The sequence below is a fragment of the Nostoc sp. DSM 114161 genome (assembly GCF_052692665.1).
Genome location: NZ_CP195141.1, coordinates 1004183 through 1024139 on the forward strand (window position 1 = coordinate 1004183; position 19957 = coordinate 1024139).

13 protein-coding genes are annotated in these 19957 nt (G+C 40.0%); 9 read left to right on the top strand and 4 right to left on the bottom strand.

The features are described 5' to 3' along the window. Window positions 1-46 precede the first annotated feature (46 nt). Entirely contained in the window at window positions 47-1111 is a 1065-nt protein-coding gene (locus NSTC745_RS04430) for a tetratricopeptide repeat protein (RefSeq protein WP_445636066.1), read from the top strand. Between the two features lie 420 nt (window positions 1112-1531). Continuing rightward, complete coding sequence (locus tag NSTC745_RS04435) at window positions 1532-2125, top strand: HPP family protein (protein WP_445636067.1); 594 nt, start codon at window positions 1532-1534, stop codon at window positions 2123-2125. A gap of 177 nt (window positions 2126-2302) precedes the next feature. Here the strand turns inward: NSTC745_RS04435 and NSTC745_RS04440 are convergent, their stop codons facing one another. Continuing rightward, window positions 2303-3142, bottom strand: coding sequence for a hypothetical protein (locus NSTC745_RS04440; RefSeq protein WP_445636068.1), 840 nt, complete (start codon window positions 3140-3142; stop codon window positions 2303-2305). Between the two features lie 260 nt (window positions 3143-3402). Between NSTC745_RS04440 and NSTC745_RS04445 the strand changes: the two genes are divergently transcribed. Then, window positions 3403-5001 (top strand): helix-turn-helix domain-containing protein, encoded by a 1599-nt coding sequence (locus tag NSTC745_RS04445; protein ID WP_445636069.1) that lies wholly within the window; start codon window positions 3403-3405, stop codon window positions 4999-5001. 369 nt (window positions 5002-5370) lie between these two features. Here NSTC745_RS04445 and NSTC745_RS04450 read toward each other — a convergent pair whose 3' ends face one another. Continuing rightward, window positions 5371-6408, bottom strand: a complete 1038-nt coding sequence (locus tag NSTC745_RS04450) for a hypothetical protein (RefSeq protein WP_445636070.1) — start codon at window positions 6406-6408, stop codon at window positions 5371-5373. A gap of 179 nt (window positions 6409-6587) precedes the next feature. Between NSTC745_RS04450 and NSTC745_RS04455 the strand changes: the two genes are divergently transcribed. Further along, window positions 6588-8870, top strand: a complete 2283-nt coding sequence (locus NSTC745_RS04455) for a VIT domain-containing protein (RefSeq protein WP_445636071.1) — start codon at window positions 6588-6590, stop codon at window positions 8868-8870. Window positions 8871-8901: 31 nt separating this feature from the next. On the opposite strand, the gene NSTC745_RS04460 is transcribed toward NSTC745_RS04455, so the two are convergent. Beyond that, the gene (locus NSTC745_RS04460; protein ID WP_445636072.1) at window positions 8902-9486 is read right to left on the bottom strand and encodes a hypothetical protein; all 585 of its coding nucleotides are present in this window, start codon (window positions 9484-9486) and stop codon (window positions 8902-8904) included. A gap of 555 nt (window positions 9487-10041) precedes the next feature. On the opposite strand from NSTC745_RS04460, the gene NSTC745_RS04465 reads away from it, so the two are divergent. Next, window positions 10042-10647, top strand: coding sequence for an esterase/lipase family protein (locus tag NSTC745_RS04465; RefSeq protein ID WP_445636073.1), 606 nt, complete (start codon window positions 10042-10044; stop codon window positions 10645-10647). A gap of 11 nt (window positions 10648-10658) precedes the next feature. Here the strand turns inward: NSTC745_RS04465 and NSTC745_RS04470 are convergent, their stop codons facing one another. Continuing rightward, on the bottom strand, window positions 10659-11090 hold the full coding sequence (locus NSTC745_RS04470) for a VOC family protein (RefSeq protein ID WP_445636074.1): 432 nt from the start codon (window positions 11088-11090) through the stop codon (window positions 10659-10661). A gap of 462 nt (window positions 11091-11552) precedes the next feature. Here NSTC745_RS04470 and NSTC745_RS04475 point away from each other — a divergent pair, with 462 nt between their 5' ends. From NSTC745_RS04475 to NSTC745_RS04490, 4 genes are all read left to right on the top strand, one after another. Then, window positions 11553-12353, top strand: a complete 801-nt coding sequence (locus NSTC745_RS04475; protein WP_445636075.1) for a TIGR00297 family protein — start codon at window positions 11553-11555, stop codon at window positions 12351-12353. A 409-nt stretch (window positions 12354-12762) separates the two neighbouring features. Further along, window positions 12763-13545 carry a peptidylprolyl isomerase gene (locus NSTC745_RS04480; RefSeq protein WP_096536127.1) on the top strand — a complete coding sequence of 261 codons (783 nt, stop codon included), beginning with the start codon at window positions 12763-12765 and terminating at the stop codon, window positions 13543-13545. After that, on the top strand, window positions 13494-16220 hold the full coding sequence (locus NSTC745_RS04485; protein WP_445636076.1) for a type I secretion system permease/ATPase: 2727 nt from the start codon (window positions 13494-13496) through the stop codon (window positions 16218-16220). Before NSTC745_RS04480 ends, NSTC745_RS04485 begins: the two co-directional genes overlap by 52 nt. A gap of 524 nt (window positions 16221-16744) precedes the next feature. Beyond that, entirely contained in the window at window positions 16745-19708 is a 2964-nt protein-coding gene (locus NSTC745_RS04490) for a CARDB domain-containing protein (protein WP_445636077.1), read from the top strand. Window positions 19709-19957 lie beyond the last annotated feature (249 nt).

The following is a 19957-nucleotide window of genomic DNA, read 5'->3' on the forward strand; positions in this document are numbered from 1 at the left end:
TAGATCACGCGCAGACGTGAGATGTTTCTCTAGTGTGGATTGAAACATGATTGAGCAAGTTGCGATCGCCTTTGACAATAAAGACTATCAAACAGCTGCTAAATTACTCAAACAGCTGCAAAAAGAATCGCCAGAAAATCCTTGGGTGCAATTTTATCTCGCTAGGCTACATGAAGTATCTGGAAAGTACGAAGATGCAGAAAGAATTTATCGACAGCTGCTGCGAGATACGAGGAATACTAGAATAGTGACGCTAGCACGACAAGGTTTGCGGCGACTGCAAGAAATTGAGCAAGAACAAAGACAACGGGCCATTGCAAAAGCAACATCCGAAGCTAGTAACACCGAACTTGGCGTACTAATCTTAGAACCTCTTAATAACGAACTAAAAGCAGAAGCATCTCGAAAATTTGCCCAGATTATGCAAATAGATCCTTACAGCGCACGGTTAATGCTACCGAGTCGCGGCTGGAAATTTTACCGCACTGGACAAGTGGGAGAACTAAAATTTTATGGCGAACAGCTACAGCAAGCTGGTATTCCCTGTTTTTGGACAACAATAACCGCCATTCAACAAATTCAAGTTTTTCAAGTCAAATATTTTTCAGAATCTCAATTAAAAGCTACTGTTGTTTGCTCGAATCAAACAAATCAGCTCGGTTCTTTAACTTTTGATTGGTCAGAAGTTACAGCAAGAGTAGTAGGACTTTTGCCGATTTTTGAACAAGTTGTAGATGTTGATGCTCGCGGGAAACTAGAACGGAAAACTCAAACACAAGACTATGCTCAGTTTTGCGATCTACACCTACCTGGTAGACGTTCTATTTTGCGACTTTATGATAACGGCTATGAATTTCACCAAGGTTTAGAAATCACTCCTCAAGCTAGCCAAAATACAATCAGAATTAATTGGAATAGTTTATCAAATTGGATTGAGCAGCAACTACCTCAAGTCAAAACTTGGTCAGATTTCACACCCTTTGCAGATACAGCATTAGATCAGACAGAAATGTTAGCTCGAATTGAATCTCACATTCACCTATTTCGTAGAGAACAGACTAATTGGGACTCCGCTTTTCATTTATATAGTGGATTAGTGTTTGTTAAATAAGTAGATTAATTACACCACATTTCAAGCAAACTGAAATACACAAGCTAAATCCCAAAGCCAGGTATCAGTATAAATAAATCTTATAAGTATAATAACTTATTTGTATAAATTTTGTGTTTCCTTTGTCAGGTTCAAAGGATATTTTGGAAATTAAATGTCATGGAATCATGATATTTTGTAGTAATCAAAGTTTTTAAATCAATGAATTGGAATTTTTTACTCACAAAAATACTGATTTATGGCTTAAAGATTCTGTTTGCCAGATGAAAATTTTAGCTGATAATTGTAATTTAAAATTCTGTCTATTGACATAATTTACGTACTTTTTTAGCTAATTTGTTGACAAAGATTAGCTAAGGCAGTAAATACAAGGAATTTTTTTGTGTTGAGGACTGTTGGTTGTAGTTGCTCTGGAAAATTATGAAAGGTTATTTACCCAAAGGGCGGATTTATTCAAGCTATCTAGCGAGGTTAAATTATCAAAATGTTCAGGAGAAATGGAAAAAGTACTGCTTTAAAATACGTGGAACTAGGCGTTCATTTTGTTTAGATAGACCCCACCACAGACATATCTTTTGGAGTTGGTGCGGTAGTTTTATTGGAATAGCAGTAACGGCTTACCTTTCTGTAAAAACTAATTCTCCTTTGTTGATGGCTCCCTTTGGTGCTACTAGCGTATTAATCTTTGGTGTACCTGAGAGTCCTTTAGCTCAACCCCGGAATGTAATTGGTGGGAATCTTGTGGCGGCATTAGTTAGCCTAACTATTCTGCATCTTTTCGGTTCAGAACCTTGGGCAATGGGAATGGCTGTAGCTACAGCCATTGGTATGATGCAGCTTACTGCAACTTTACACCCTCCTTCAGGAGCAGTTGCATTAGTTGTGATGATGACGAAACCATCCTGGCAATTTCTTTTAACTCCTGCCTTAGAAGGTTCGATAATTTTGGTACTCTGTGCAGTGGTATTCAATAATTTGGCACACGAGAGAACGTATCCCAAATATTGGTTCTAAATTCGTGGCAATGTCCCAACGAAAGTTGCTAAAAACCATCTTTTTAATAGACTTCTTGCAGAAGTCAGGAAAAGGGGAAGGGTAAAGGGGGAAAGGTTTGGTATTTTCCCTTTCCCCTTTAACATGAGTCCCTTTTCCCACAAAAGTGCAAAAAGCAATTGATTGCAAGAGGTCTAATTAACTCGATGACACTATAAGCTCTCGCTCTTTGACTTTAGTTTTTGCTGATGGATTTAATAAAGCGATCGCAGGTTGTTCTTCCTTTTTGTACACCGAGCTTAATAGGATATCTAGCACATCAGCTTTCCGGGCAAGTTCGATGGCACGATGGGTAATGATATCGCCCGGACTTAAAATCACGCTATCATCCTTGTTTAAAATGATTCGATTCACGGTACGTCCTAAAGCATCTTTGATGCGGTGTTCTTCTAATGTTTGAATTGCCTGTTGGCGTACCTGTTCAAACCTTTTTTGCAAGATTGTCACGAAGCTAGTTACATTTTCTTGTACGCGAGCAACACTATCAACCACCAATTCGCTTGTATCGGAAAGTGTGCGATTGGCACTAGAACCAACTGCATCAATGAAGGTTAAGCCAACGGCATTGAGTAGCGCCCGTTCTTGCTTGTAACTGCGGCTGCGCTCAATTACTTGTTGGGTAACAATTTGTCCTGGTGCAGCTACGACTAATCCATCATTAGTCCGAACTAACTGATGCACTCGTCGTCCTAAAGCTTGTTCTACTAAATAACTAGCAACAATATTGCTGGTTGAGTTACTCAACTCGGCTGTTAAGCTGCCTTTTGTTGCTTGGAACAGTTGGTTAAGTATTCCCTGATGCTCGGCTCGTTTGGCAATCTCCAATGTAATTGGCTGTCCTTGAGCAATTAGCAATGTTCCATTCGGAGAAATTACGTTGCAATCAACTACTCTATCAATCACCAATGCTTTTTGTTCTTCTGGATTGATAATTACATTCATTAATTTGGTGGCAGTGTTGCGTGCTGTCAGTCGCAACTTTTCATCGGCGATCGCAGTTGTTTGTTTTACAGTTTCCTGGAATTGATTGCTAGTTGTGTCTACAGTTTCTTGAATTTTGCGTATTTATGAGTTTCATAATTAAGCATTAACTTATTACACCATCATCTTTTAAGTTAAAATTGAAAACTTTCCTCTACGCTCTGTACAAAAATTATCTAGAATAAAGTTTGCGTGTCAAAAATCTGCACCTAGCAAATATCAGAAATTACTTTCAATAGATCGAAATAACAATCAATATGGAACGCTTATCTGACGCATTACGGAATCGGATAAAGGTTACAGTAAAACGAACAAGAGAAGCGATCGCAGATTCCTTAGTTAACTTAGAACAAAAAAGTCAAGTCAGTTTAGTTGACGTAAAAAAGCAGGTTAAAACACAGCTTTTTGAAACAAAAAATCAAGTTAAAACTCAAATTTCTGAGGTTCAACAGCAGGTTGAAACACATCTCGTCACTTGGAATAATTTTCGTCAGATTGAGAGTATCCAGTCCGATCGCTTTGCGATTTTCCTGCTGAAACTACTACTTAAAGAGCAGAAATCTCCAACCGATAAACCAAGGTTCAAAGCAGGTTCTTTATTTCCTGATGGCTGGACAACATTAGCAGCATTGACGTTGGTACTGCGAGGTGTGGCAGAAGTTTTGTCACAAAAATCAGATTTATCCTGGAAAATTAGGTCTGATTCGATTTTGAGTTACGAAAAACCTGTTAATAAAGGACGTAGTGGCAAAATTGAGTATTATATCAGCGATGAAAGTTTTTCTCCACAAAAGCAAGCATTAACAATAGATGCTGCTCTTACCACCATTGAGGAGTTCGACCCAAGAGCGGGTGCTATTCATTTAATTTACTGTGCTAAAGCAATTGAGCTTCACGAACCTTGTAATCAAGCTTTTGTAATTGACGATAAACAGTTGGTTGAATATACAGGTTTATCAAAGCGCCGTGATTTGAGCAAATCACAAAAATTAGAGATTCTAGATAGTTTGGTAAGACAACCCGCTCAAGTGTTAGCAGAAATTACTTGGTTCAATACAGATAAAGTTCCAGCGTTTACAACAACAGATTGGCAAATTTGGAATGTTTCTGTGGAACACAAATTTGCTGAAGCAGAGAATAGCCATTGCAAATTGATTGGTTTAACTGTTACCGTCAAACCCGGCGAGTGGGCAAGATACTTTTTGAACAAATCAGAATATTATTACCATACAGGCATCATCACCAAGAAAACCGTACAAACGCTTTTTAGTATTGGTAAGCATAACGTCGGTGCTGCCAGAATCCTGATTTGGCTAACTTTTCAAATTGTACCCGGATTACAAAACCGCTTGATTGGCAAAACGCTGTTAGAAATTGCCTATGGAGAAAAACGAGTTACAGCAGCAGCAAGCGATCGCCAACTGCGTCGCTGTTTAGCTGACGACTTTGAAACTGATATGAATGTTGTTAAAAAAGCTGGATGGCAAATAGAACTTGAAATTGGGCCAGATTGGTTGGAGAACAAGCAAGGTAAACGTCCCACTGGATTTTGGCAAGAACTTTTAATGTCACGCTGGCGGTTCAATTTGCCGTCAGAAGCACAACAACGGTTAAACTACCCGCAAACCCAAAACAGAATTAACCGCCAAACCAAAAATCAGCCTCAACTGCGATCGCCATCAGGTGAGATTATTCGCAAAGTTAGAAAAGCTAAAGGCTGGTCGAGGGCGTTTTTTGCCTCAACGATGGGAAAAAGCATCTCTTGGGTTGACGCTGTAGAAACCAATCACCGCCAAGTCTCTGCTAAAGATTTACCCATGTTAATAGAACGTCTCGGCCTTCACCCTAAAAATTAAACTTCTTGCAGAAGTCGGGAAAAGGGGGGATGGTAAGTACTGGCGTCGCAAGTTTAAAACAGTGCATTAGTAAACTCTTGTGGGGTGAGCCGGAAAGCCCGCCCGGACGGGTGAGGACACCCATCCCACATTAACAATTCAAAATTCAAAATTCAAAATTCAAAATTAAGTAGGTGGACACAATTATTTATAAGACGCATTTCGACTTCTCCCAAGGGGAGACGCTACGCGTAGCAAGATCCCGAAGGGTACGCTCAATGCTCGATAGCTTGACTCAAAGAGGGTTGAGCGAAGTCGAAACCCGGCAATGTCAAGTTAGGTTTAATTTAGTCCTTCTACTTAAAGACATTTGGAGCGTTATGCCGTAGGCTAACGCACTGCTATTTTTATTAAAGAATTTAATGATGAACTCATAACACTTTTTATTTTGGCTATTGCCGTTAGTAACTCTAGATTCTGCTGACTCCATTTTTTCATTTCGGTGGAAAGTTTAGAATCAGATTCTGTCCAAAATTCTCGTGTCTCTAGATTTTCAGAATATTTTGGTTCTAGCAGAATAATTAAATCAGAAGATTCAATACTTTTATTATCTTCATCATAGATAAGTTCTATTTTAAAGTTATAAATATATGATGTACGTACCAAATATGGTGAATATTCATTCCTAGAAACTTGTTGCTCATTTTCTGGTAAAAATAAAGTAAACGTAAATCTATCTACATCATTACAACTCACGCACTGGGAAATTTTAAAGTTTTCAGTATAAACAATTTTTTGTTGCGTGTTTAAATAATTTTCTCTAGAAAAACTCAATGGTAAAGCAATATCAAAATTTAAATTTGCTGGTAAAAAAACTTGGTAATCACAGCTAGGTGGAACAGTTCTACTCCGCTGCATCGCCATAGCAGGTGCTGGTGCATAAGCTTGCTGCTTATTTATTTCAAGTTTAGGTAAAACCCAACTTTTAAGCATCCAGACATCATGAAATAAAAACTTAGCATTTTTCAAAAAAGCAACGCGATCGCCAATATTACGAACTTTCAAATCAATTACACAGGAATTAACAGATCCTTCAAGAGAAACATCAACAATTTTAAGTGCCGAATCATTATTTTGCGAATTATGATGAGAAAAACTGATTTTATAGTTAGCTTTCGCTAACCAGTCAGCAACTTCTCTCCAGTCTTTTAAAGTATTAGACGGTCGATTAGTTAGTAATTCGATATAGCGATACAATCCTCTAGATAAATCAACTCGTAAACCCCTAACTTCCCGATTCATTGCAGCAGCTATTTCACTAGGGCTATAGCCGCAAAGCAATCCCCTCAAGCAATTTATTTCCAATGGTGTAAGTTGTTTGGGTTTACCAGAAATTTGCTGTTTGGCAGAGGTGATATCTTGACACAAGCTTGCTAAATTCCAGTCATTTTCAGCTTGTGCAAAGAGTTGGGGAATTGGTGTCATTGTTGGATTTATCAACTTCTCCCCCATATCCTAACAAAACTCCTAAGAGTGGTTAGGTTACAGTTGCTTGTTGCTTTGGTTAGTCTAGATTTACGTTCAATACAACAGAAATTATCAAACCTATGAATAAAGTAACTGCTAAAAACGAACAGCTAGGGGGTTTATATGTCCAATCCCCTCAAGGAGAAAAGCTAGTTTTTCCCCTCAAGCATACAGAAGTATTAGCCAAAGTTGCAGGTAATTTGTCACGAGTTGAGGTGATTCAAAGCTTTGAAAATCCGTTCGCGCAGCCTTTAGAAGCAGTGTATATCTTTCCGTTACCTGATGAGGCGGCGGTGGATGATATGGAAATCAAAATCGGCGATCGCACTATCAAAGGTAATATTAAAAAACGTGAACAAGCGCAACAAGTCTATGAGAAAGCAAAACAAGAAGGACGCACCGCAGGACTTCTAGAACAAGAACGAGACAACATCTTTACCCAATCTCTAGCTAACATCAAACCTGGCGAACAAATTGATGTCACAATTCGTTACACTGAAAGTTTAAAATTTGAAGCCGGAAACTACGAATTTGTTTTCCCGATGGTAGTGGGGCCGAGATATATTCCCGGAACACCGATAGATAATAGCGGCGATACAGATAGAGTTCCTGATGCTTCTCGCATTACACCGCCTGTACTTCCAGAAGGAATGCGTTCTCGTCACGATATTAATGTCACAGTCGAAATTGATGCAGGTTTACCAATTTCTCAAGTGCGTTCTCCTTCCCATCAATTAAAAATTGAACATTCAGGCCAAATAGTCCGGATTAAATTAGCTGGAGAAGATACAATTCCCAACAAAGATTTAATTCTCCGCTATCAAGTTTCCGACCAAGAAACTCAATCCACAGTATTAACCCAAGCTGGCGATCGCGGCGGACATTTTGCCATATATTTAATTCCAGCTTTAGAATACTCTACTGATGAAATTGTCCCCAAAGATGTCGTGTTTTTGGTAGATACTTCTGGTTCGCAATCAGGCGATCCGTTAAAAAAGTGCCAAGAAATGATGCGGCAATTTATTAATGGGTTGAACCCCAATGATACTTTTACAATTCTCGATTTTTCCGATAGAGTCAGGGAGTTATCAAAGAAACCTCTACCGAATACAGCAGAAAATCGTGCCAAAGCGATCGCTTATATTAACAATTTACGAGCTTCTGGCGGCACAGAAATGCTCAGTGGCATTCGTAAAGCCATCAATTTCCCCACACCAACTGGAAGATTGCGCTCTGTTGTACTCCTAACCGATGGCTACATTGGCAATGAAAATGAAATCTTGGCAGAGGTACAAAAGCACCTCCAACCAGCAAATCGCCTTTATAGTTTCGGTGCTGGTAGTTCAGTTAACCGTTTTTTATTGAATCGCATTGCCGAAATTGGCCAGGGAATATCTAGAATTATTCGTCATGATGAACCTACAAAAGAAGTTGCCGAAAAGTTCTACAAACAAATCAACAATCCCGTACTTACGAATATTCAAATTTCTTGGCAAGGTGACACAGAATCACCTGTAATTTACCCGAAGATAGCGCCTGATTTATTCAGCGAACAACCATTAGTTTTGTTTGGTCGCAAACAAGATAAAGCCAGCGGTAATCTGCAAATTTCCGGCATCGCTGCGGGCGGTAAGCACTATGAAAAAACGTTTCACCTCACATTTGAGGAAACAGGAAATCCAGCTGTAGCGCAGTTATGGGGACGTGCTTGTATTAAAGACTTGATGAATCAAATGGTGAGTTTTGAAACCAAAGCTAGTGTAGAAGCAGTTACACAAACAGCTTTAACTTATCAATTGCTTTCTCAATACACGGCTTTTGTTGCTGTTAGCGATGACGTGCGAGTTGAGCCAGGAAGCGAATATGTGTCTATGCAGATGCCAGTGGAAATGCCGGAAGCAGTTAGTTACGAAGCAGTATTTGGCAGTCCTCCTGCTGGTGCTGTTGCGCGTCAAATAGCATTCTCAATGGCAGCAGCGCCAGCCCCAGCTGATGTTCCAGATTTTCTCAAACAAAGGGGGCGGTGGACAAAGCGAGAAGAATTAGCGCCGCCATCTCCAAAAGTAGCAGCTCCCATCTTTCACCAGTTAGAAGTCGTCAGCGCCACTGGCTTGGATGAAGCGGCAATTGCCAACTTAACTCAACACTTAGAACTAATAAATTTACCCCCAGGCTTTAGTGGTGAAATCGTCTTTGAGTTCACCGTTAAAAATGGTCGGGTAGGGGGGATAATGTTGGATGAACAAGCATCAACCCAAAAAGATGCAGCTGTAGTGGAGAATATTAAGCGATCGCTCTTGCTTTGGATAGTTCCCACATCTACAACTGCTAAAGTTGTCTTAACCTTGCGTATTCACGTTTAACAAATTTGTAGAGACGTAAAATACAACGTCTCTACTTATTATTAGCAGGGGTTTTAACCTGACGTGCTAGTTCTAGGTAAGAATTCATGTTTGCCCCTGGACGGCGACGACCATTAGAGCCATTAGCCGAAGGAGCTAGATACTTAGGCGCAAAGGTGGTTTCAGTTGGCTGCTCTTTAACGACTTTAGCTGCCGCAGCTTTTTCTTTGTTGCCAGGTTGAACTTTTAGACCCTCAGCTGTCTGGACTAGCTCAACATCAGCGGGTTTCGGATTTTTATCCGCTGATTTTGCTTCTTTAGTTGATTTAATCGATTTTGCCTTAGCTTTAGTTGTGTCGGCTTTAGCTCCGTTCAATGAAGCTGGTTCGGATGCGGCTGGTGCATCTGATGTAATTGTTTCCGTTACTTTTTTCGCAGTTGAAGCAACTGTCTCCACTGCTTTCTTCGCTGTTGATGCTGCCTCTTTAGCTGCTTCTTTAGCAGTATCCTTGGCCTCATCCAATTCTAAGAAGTAGCCGTTGCTTTTTTTCTTTCCCGGTAATAAGCCAGTAACGAAACCCAGAATACCGCTTAGAAAACCAAGAATTCCTGAAACCAAGTTTTTGATAAAACCCATTACAATTTACTCCTGTCTTTTATATTTGAAATTTGACCGCAATTGTTAAAAATCACGACAATATGTTACATTTTCTGCTTTGCGTCACCCTATTCTGGTGACAACCTCTATAGGTCTGTGTTTAATTAACATTGTAGTAAAACTACACTATAAATGCTTTGTTGCAAGCACTTACCAGCTATATACACCGAGAACTAATTATTAAATTTTACTGTAACTAAGAGCAAGATTCTGAAAGCTAGCTTCATAAAAATTAACATTTCTTTGTTAAATCATCAGCCAGCCGACCGCTTTTTCACTGAGTTAAATTTATTACATAAGTTTAGCGATCGAGCATCTTAACGTTTGCTAAGTATCTTTTTGAGAATCCGAAAACTAGCAACTCCAGCTTGTATAACAGTATGGGTCTATATTTTTTGATTTTGAATTTTGGAAAATGGAATTGAAAATTCAAAATCTGTTCGCGCAGGCTACCATTTCAAATAAAAGTCAATCTAAAATCTCAAATCTAAAATTGAGTGAAACTTAACCTTATAATTCAGCTAGATTTAGTCGATGAGTATTATAAATCAGCAGCGCAATCCGGTTTTATTAATACACGGGATTGGCGATACAGAGATAGTTTTTCGGAAAATGAGGGCGTACCTAATACAACAAGGTTGGTCTGTACATGCCTTGAATTTAGTGCCTAATAATGGTGATTTGGGTCTTGATAAATTGGCAAATCAGATAGTCGATTATGTTACGGCTAACTTTGCACCCGAACAACCAATAGATTTAGTAGGCTTTAGCATGGGAGGAATTGTCAGCCGTTACTATGTCCAACGGTTGGGAGGAATTAAGCGCGTACAGCGGTTCATTACAATTTCTTCTCCGCATAATGGAACTGTGCTTGCTTATGCTTCCCAGCGTCCTGGCTGCATACAAATGCGTCCCAACAGCCTTTTTCTCCAGGATTTGAATTCTGATATTGATATGTTAAAGCAGCTACACTTTACATCTATCTGGACACCTTACGATTTGATGATTGTACCAGCAAAAAGTTCGCAAATGCTGGTGGGAAAAGAAATGATTGTGCGAGTTGGTTTACACTCCTGGATGTTGACAAACTTAAATACTTTAGCAGCAGTATCAGAAATATTGGCACAGCCTATTAACTAAATTCAGACTTATTAAGTTCTATCGCCAATTTGCGTGTGTTCTGCACTTTCAAAAATTGCCTCCGGATAGTGATAATACTTAAATTCCATGAGGTTATAAAAAGGATCTTCTAAAAAGAAAGTACGATGCTCAAGAGGAGAACCGACGAAGCGATTTTTACTTTCTTCACGAAAAATTAACTGCTGCTTTTGTGCCCTTTCTAGTAAGCCCTCCCAGTCACTTTCCTGGGTAAAAATTAATCCAAAGTGTCTGGGATAAATTGTTTGTTGTGGTGTCAAAATTTCTTTGGTAACATGAGCTACTAACTGATGACCGTGGAGATTAAGAATTAGAGCGTGGCGGTTTTCACGACCGGGAATACAGCCCAAGCCATCTACATAATATGTTTTTGTCTTGGCAATGTCAGTCACCGGAAAAGCAAGATGGAATATAGTTTGGTTCATAGATTCTATGGAAAAAAGTAATAGTTGATGCTATCTAGAATTTATGCTGTAAAGTTTTAATTGGGTCAATTACAACACAGTTTTAATTGACATTAATCGATATACTTTATAGCAGTACTATCGAAATGGCGCACTGAGTATAATTTCAATATTTTTCTTGTAGTATCGGCTTTTTAATTGTTTAAACGGACAGATGCCTATCCCACAAGATAAAGAGCGAATCTTAACAAAGCAAAGTTTTGCATTTTGTTTAATCCATGTTTTTTAGCCAAAATTGCATTGTATATCTAGAACATTGTCTGCATTTGTTGTATATCGAGCTTTCAGAGCGATACCGATGCTAGACATTTAATAATACAAAGATATTACTGAGTCTGTAAAAATATCATAAATTAAGGACTAAGCGCCGCAAATTGGTTATTCTGTTGATATTCAGATAAAATTACTCTTGACTAATTACTGATGTTACCGTCAATTAACGATCTAAATCCCTGGCTGGTGGGAGTAGGATTAAACACAATTTTATTGGGTTTAGCTGCGATCGCTCCTAAAAAGCTGCTGACCCCAGCTGGATTATTCCACGCCTGGTTACTAGCCATACTAATTTGGGGAACATTAGGCTGGCAAGGTTACGCAGTGGTAATGTTCTATTTTTTAGTTGGTTCTGGCGTTACCCGCATTGGCATGGCCCAGAAGGAGGCCGAAGGAATTGCCGAAAAGCGTTCTGGTGCAAGAGGCCCGGAAAACGTCTGGGGTTCCGCTTTAACTGGTGCCTTGTGCGCCTTAGGAGTAGGGCTACTCAATTCGGGAGTTCTTGTACCTAATCCCCAATCCCCAATTCCCAATCTCCAGTCCCTATTATTATTAGGTTATGTAGCTAGTTTCAGTACTAAGCTTGCTGACACCACTGCCAGCGAAGTTGGTAAAGCATACGGTAAAAGCACCTTCCTAATTACCACTCTTCAACCAGTGCCTCGCGGTACAGAAGGAGCGGTAAGCTTAGAAGGAACTTTAGCCGGTATTGTGGGTTCTGTAGCGATCGCCCTTGTTAGCTGGGGAGTTGGTTTAATTGATATATTGGGCGTAGCTTGGTGTGTGCTGGCAGCATTTATCGCTACTAACTTAGAAAGTGTGATTGGAGCAACACTGCAATCAAAATATACCTGGCTGACCAATGAAGTAGTCAATATTTTTAATACATTAATTGGTGCGATCGCAGCTGTAATATTTGCCTGGGTGTGGGGCATAGGGTATGGGGCATAGGGCATTGGCAGCTTCAAAGAAATAGCCCAGAAAATGTTTTCGTTGATTTTACCGATATAGCTAATTTTTTGCCGAAATTTATACAGCGTTTTTTAGAGAATTTGCTTTGACTGGCTTGGAGGCGATCGCTAATATTTTCAATCCTGTTCTGCCTTCCCAAGAGCGTATAACTAATCATGAAAGATTATATTATCAAGAAAGCGTAGGTACACACCAGAATTCCCGCTTAATTTCCCACATCTGAGCCTCAGAGCGTCTATTGTTGAATTAACAATATATTTTTTTGACCATTTCCATGTAATTAGTTTATAAAATCTTTATCATAATAATCCATCAATGACAAGATGATTTCTATATGATTTAATTTAAAAGCCCTATGAGTGTTTAACCATTTTTACATAATTAGTTCATGGAATCTTTACCATTTTTGATAGTCGATGACCAAACTATTTCTATTGAGGAAGCAGTAAAATACCTGCAAGTCTCTGGAAAATTGGGACAGTACATAGGGGATATTCTCCGCCAGTACGTAATCGATCGAGAAATCAGAACCAGAGACGATATCGAGATTGGCACAGCTATAACTGAGCAAGCGATTATTGATTTTCGACTCAACAATCAATTAACTGACCCTCAAAGTTTTCAAGAATGGTTAAAGAGGAATAACACAGATTACACAACATTTCATGCATCGGTTACTTTTGGCTACAAACTAGAAAAACTCAAAGCTGTAGTCAGCGAACCAAAACTTCCAGAATATTTTATTGAACGCAAAATTGTTTTAGATCGGGTGGTACTTTCTCGGATTGTTGTTGATAATCGCGAACTGGCAGACGAACTACAAATCCAAATTGAAGAAGGAGGCAGCTTTGAGCAATTAGCTAGAGAGTATTCACTTGCAGACGATCGAATTGTGAATGGCATGATGGGACTCATTAGCCGAGGAAGTCTGCCTGACACACTACGGGCAGCTATTGATGTAGCAAGTCCTGGGCAAGTGGTAGGCCCAATAGAACTGGTTGGCGGAACCTCTTTGCAAGGAGAAGGGCCTTATGGTTTGTTTCGAGTAGAACAATTTCTGCCAGCCTCTTTAGAAGATACTCAACTAAAGCAAGCACTACAAAATGAATTGTTTGAGAAATGGCTAGCAGAGAAAATTCAAAAACTGACAGTCAAATTACAAGTGAGTTAAAAATTCTGGATAATGAATCTCTACGATTAGAAGTGCTGGCTTCTTTACCTTGGAATCAACCACCGCTGTGTTGGTTGACTCCCGAACAGCAATCCCGATTGCAAGAGGAATCCCAAGCCCGTCAGTATCGTCTAGGAGATAAAATCTGGTCAAGCGATATCGGCGGTTACCAATTCTTTATTGTGGCTGGTAAAGTGCGTTTGCGAGATGGGAGAAACCCATCCAACGGGCTATCTCAAGAACGAGTTGGTAAACCCATAGCCGCCCTTGAAGCAGGAGATTGGTTTGGCGATTTACAAAAGCTATCTGCGGATTTTAAAGCTGTAGCTGCTAGTAAAGAAGTAATAGTACTGTCTTGGGAGACAGCACTGTGGGCAGAATTTTCTCACCCACAAATTCAGGAATTTTGGCAAGCGTTACCAGTGGAAAGGGAACCAGAAAAGGAAACATTTTCTTTTTCTCCCACAACAATTCCACTACCCCCAGCTTCCGAGGAAACTGTCCCCCTCCAATCTCAAAAAGGACTCCCAGCCGCCAATTTGATTGCTCCCAATTATCCTTTTGTTGGTAGTTGGAACACCGCTGCTGCATGTTTAACAATGGTGGCGCAACAACTAGAAAATTCCGTGCAACTGGAATGGGTGCAACGCCAACTCAGAGGACAACGCCCAAAAAATGTTGTGGAAGCAGCAGAAAAAATGGGCTTAGTGTTGCGGCGCTTACAACTGAGTTGGGGTGACTTGCGGCAAATATCATTTCCAGCTTTATTGTTGTGGAATTCCGAATTACCTCAGAGTCCTTCTTGGGTGGTAGCCTATGGAGTTAGAGGCGATCGCCTGATTATCGCCAACCCTCTAAATCCCGATCGCCTTTGTGAAAGTTTGCCTCAGTCAGTAGTTGAAGCATCTTGGGACGGACAACTCTGGCAAGTAGAACTTATATCCCAGCAAGAAAAATTTAACCTCAGTTGGTTTACCCCAGCAGTTTGGAAATATAAGGGATTGCTAGGGGAAGTATTGCTAGCATCTTTTACTTTGCAGCTTTTGGGCTTAACAACACCACTGATTACCCAAGTTGTTATTGATAAAGTCATGGTGCAGGAGAGTTTGCCGACTCTTGATGTCATGGCGATCGCTTTGCTGTTTGTCGCCATATTTGAGTCCATACTCGGCATTCTGCGCTTATTTATCTTTACCCACACAGCTCGTCGTCTGGATTTAAGTTTATCAGCACAGCTGTTTCGCCATTTGATGCGTTTGCCTTTGGCTTATTTTGAGTCGCGGCGCGTGGGAGACACAGTAGCACGAGTCCAAGAACTCGAACAAATTCGGCAGTTTCTTACAGGTACAGCATTAACTGTAATTTTAGATAGCATCTTTGCTGTGGTGTACCTGGCATTGATGTTTTACTATAATATCCCCCTCACCTTTGTCGCCTTAGCGGTATTGCCACTGTTTGCAACCTTGACAATAGTTGCAACACCAATTCTGCGTAACTGGCTCAACGAAACTTTTAACCGTTCTGCTGATAGTCAATCGTTTTTAGTCGAAACAGTCACCGGCATACACTCCGTGAAAGCTCATGCAGCCGAACCAGTAGCACGCGATCGCTGGGAAGGCTTATTTGCTCGCTTCATCCGCACAGGTTTTAAAGCCTCCACCACCTCCAACATTAGCAGCAATATTGGTGACTTTCTCACCAATTTTTCCACAATGTTGATTCTCTGGTTTGGAGCCAAATTAGTCATCGAGCAAAAGCTCACAGTCGGACAGCTTGTTGCCTTTCAGATGTTGTCCGGTAGAGTCACAGGGCCGCTTTTGCGCTTAGTGCAATTGTGGCAAAACCTCCAACAAGTCCTACTTTCCGTAGATCGCATTGGCGATATTCTCAACGTTTCTCCAGAAGCAGAACCGGGAACTGGGTTAGTTTTACCACCCCTGAAAGGTCAAGTCAGCTTCGACCAAGTATTTTTCCGCTATCGACCTAACTTTGAACCAGTTCTGCGGGGAATATCTTTCAATGCCGACCCAGGACAATTTGTTGGCATTGTCGGACGTAGCGGTTCTGGTAAAAGTACCCTTTCAAAATTATTACAACGCCTCTATCAAATTGAATCAGGACGCATCCTGATAGATGGTTTTGATATTAAAAGTGCCGATTTAGCATCACTGCGGCAACAAATTAGTGTAGTTCTCCAAGAAGACTTTTTATTTAACGGTTCTATTTTGGAAAATATCACTCTCGGCAATCCTGATATTAGCGCAGAGCAAGTGGTAGAAGCAGCAAGGCTAGCCGTAGCACACGACTTCATCAGTCAATTACCCTACGGTTACGAAACCAATGTTGGGGAACGTGGCACAGCTTTATCTGGCGGACAAAGACAACGCATTGCCCTAGCAAGGTTATTTCTTTCCCAAGCGCCGATTTTAGTTTTGGATGAAGCTACCAGCGCTTTGGATAGTGAAACCGAACAACAAGTACTACAAAATTTGCAAAAAATTTCCGCTAACCGTACTGTCTTTCTGATTGCTCACCGCTTTGCTCCCCTCAAACGTGCCGATTTGATTTTGGTGTTAGAGCAAGGCGTGATTGCCGAACGTGGTACTCACTTACAGTTATTGCAACAAAAAGGTTTGTACTGGTCATTATATCAACGCCAGCAAGCGAATATATAGTATATTTAACTAGCATCAAGCTTGTGGGTAGATAAAAAATATACATTTTAAGAGTGGCTTTTGGGTACTCTTTGGCGAATGGAGCATAATTCCATTCGCCTTTTAAATTTGATTTTTTATATAGCAGTTGAAGCATAGTTTAGGACATTAGCCAACCGTAAAACCCAGGCATAAAAAGACTTTGTATTGCTTGTTATAAATTTTCTCCCCTACTTCTCCCCGATTATTTCCTAACCTCTAAAAGTGACCAACTAAGGTTAAATTTGGTTGAAGATCTGAATATAAACAAAAAATGTAGTATTACAAATTTATATTAAGTTATGGCTTATAAATTAGCGTAAAAGATAAATTTTGTAATATTCAAAACTGTGATATTACTAACTAAATTATGTTATTTTCTAGTCAAATATATTTGTAGTATCTGTCTTATACTAAAATTTTTCTCCGGCTCCAGTTCTTAAACAAAAAGAATTTGGGCAGTTATATAGTGCAAATTTACTTGAATATATGGAGTTAAACTGCTGATGCCTTTTACTAAAGAGCGTAATTCTAATAATCAAAATATTGGTATAGAAACTAGTAATTTATCCTTAAAAGTAGCTGATATATTTGATAATTCTAATAATTACTTTAGCAGTAGTGTAACTAATTTTAGAGCTAGCGATCGCAGTAGTAACACTACAGATCAAACCGATAAAGACTTAGCTAAGAGTAGTGAAAATACTACACAGGCAATATCTCTGGTAACCTCAAGTGCTGTTGTCGCTGCTGTTCAACCAGATCTAATAATTCAAAATGCTATCAATCCCACTGTTGGGTCAGTGGGTGGAAGCATTGAAGTTAGCTATCAAGTAAAAAATCAAGGGACTACTAGTAGTGGTAGCTATCACGAAACTAAGTTTTACCTCTCAACAAATACAACCTTAAGCAATGACGATACTTACTTAGATTCTGACTACTTTTTTAGCTCAATTGCTGCGGGTGCTTATACTGCCTCAACAACTACAATCAATATAAATAACAGCATCGCCGCAGGTAATTATTATCTGGTATATCAAGCTGATGGTAATAATAATATTGCCGAAAGTAATGAAAGTAATAATATTGTTGCTAAAGCGATCGCCATTAAAAAAGCCGATCTAATAATCCAAAATGCCATCAATTCCACTGTTGGGTCGGTGGGTGAAAGTATTGAAGTTAGCTATCAAGTAAAAAATCAAGGTACTGGTAATGCTGGCTATAACGAAACAAAGTTTTATCTGTCAACAAATACAACCTTAAGCAATGATGATATTTACTTAGGTTCTGACTTCATGAGTCCAATTGCTGCGGGTGCTTACGATGCTGTAACAAGTACAATCAATATCAGCAACAGCATCGCTACAGGTAATTATTACCTGCTATATCAAGCTGATGGTGATAACGATATTGCCGAAAGTAGTGAAAGTAATAATATTGTTGCTAAAGCGATCGCCATTAAAAAAGCCGATTTAATAATCCAAAATGCCATCAATCCCACTGTTGGGTCTGTGGGTGAAAGTATTGAAGTTAGCTATCAAGTAAAAAATCAAGGTGCTGGTAGTGCTGGCTATAACCAAACTAAGTTTTATCTGTCAACAAATACAACCTTGAGCAATGATGATATTTACTTAGGTTCTGACTTCATAAGTCCAATTGCTGCGGGTGCTTACGATGCTGTAACAAGTACAATCAACATCAGCAACAGCATCGCTACCGGGAATTATTACCTGCTATATCAAGCTGATGGTGATAACGATATTGCCGAAAGTAGTGAAAGTAATAATATTGTTGCTAAAGCGATCGCCATTAAAAAAGCCGATTTAATAATCCAAAATGCCATCAATTCTAGTGTTGGTACAGTAGGTGAAAACATTGAAGTCAGCTATCAAGTAAAAAATCAAGGTGCTGGTAGTGCTGGCTATAACCAAACTAAATTTTATCTCTCAACAAATACAACCTTAAGCAATGATGATATTTATTTAGGTTATGACTTCTTTAGCCCAATTGCCGCGGGTGCTTACAGTGGCGTAACAAGTACAATCAACATCAGCGATAGCATTGCAGCAGGTAATTATTATCTGTTATATCAAGCTGATGGTAATAATGATATTGCCGAAAGTAATGAAACTAATAATATTGTTGCTAAAGCGATCGCCATTAAAAAAGCCGATTTAATAATCCAAAATGCAGTCAATCCTACTACTGCGACAACGGGTGGCAATATTCAAATCAGCTATCAAGTGAAGAATCAAGGCGCTGGTAATGCTGGTTATAGCTACACCAAGCTTTATTTATCCAAAGATGGAATTCTTAGCAATGAAGATATCTTATTGAATTCTGAATACACCAGCAGCATTGCATCTGGAAGTTATAGCAGCGAAACATTTTCAATTCAGATTAGCAAAACTATTGCTGGGGGTAGCTACTACATACTGTATCAAGCTGATGGTAGTAACAATATTGCTGAAAGCAATGAAAGCAATAACATTGTTGCCAAAGCTATTACCATCATCAAAAATATCGGTTATGACACCACCGATGGTTATGGCTTAATTAATGCAGCAGCAGCAGTCGCTAAAGCCCTTGGCCAGACTACCTTTGCTGATGTTCCTAACCTTGGCGGTAATGATTGGGGAGCCGACCTCGTAAAAGCTCCAGAAGTCTGGGCAAAGGGATACACAGGTAAAGGAGTTGTCGTCGCTGTGGTAGATACTGGCGTCGATCGCAATCATTCAGACTTGAGCAATAACATCTGGAAGAATACCAAAGAAATTGCTGGTAACGGCAAAGACGATGATGGCAATGGCTACATTGATGACGTTTATGGCTGGAACTTTGACAGCAATAACAACAACACCCTAGATGGAAATAGTCATGGCACCCATGTTGCTGGCACCATCGCCGGAGTGAAAAATGGTGTCGGTGTTACAGGCATTGCTTATGATGCCAAGATTATGCCGGTGAAAGTCTTGGGTGATAATGGCTCTGGCGAGGATAGCGGGGTAGCTAAAGGCATTCGTTACGCCGCGGATAATGGAGCTAATGTCATAAACCTCAGCTTAGGTGGCGATGAACCCAACAGCGAAATACAATCAGCCATTCAATATGCTGCTAGCAAAGGTGTAATTGTCGTCATGGCAGCAGGCAATTCTAGCGGTTCAGAACCCATTTATCCTGCCCGCTACGCCAAGAACTGGGGGCTGGCTGTTGGCGCAATTGATAAATATCAAGAGATGGCTTACTTCTCCAACGAAGCTGGAGCAACTACACTCCCCTACGTCACAGCTCCGGGAGTCGATATCTACTCGACATTACCAGGCAACAGCTATGGTTTTAAAGACGGAACATCTATGGCAACTCCCCACGTAGCTGGGGTAATAGCGTTGATGTTGAGTGCAAAGAAAGGGCTAACTGATGCCCAAGTGCGTCAGATTGTCACATCAACAGCAGGAAACAGTTTAGCGTAGAAAAATCCGGCATTTATGCAATGCTGGATGATTTGCGATGTAGAGACGTTGCATTGCAACGTCTCTACAAACTGCGTCCTCTGCGGTTCCTTTTTTCATTTATATATGAAATCAGCAACGCCATTACCTCTGCTGTATTTCCTTCAGAGCCTCAATCATCCCATCATTAGACCTCTTGCAAAAGTCCCCTAACACCCCACCCCCAGCCCCTCCCCACTCGCGGGGAGGGGAGACTTTGACGTAAGTCAA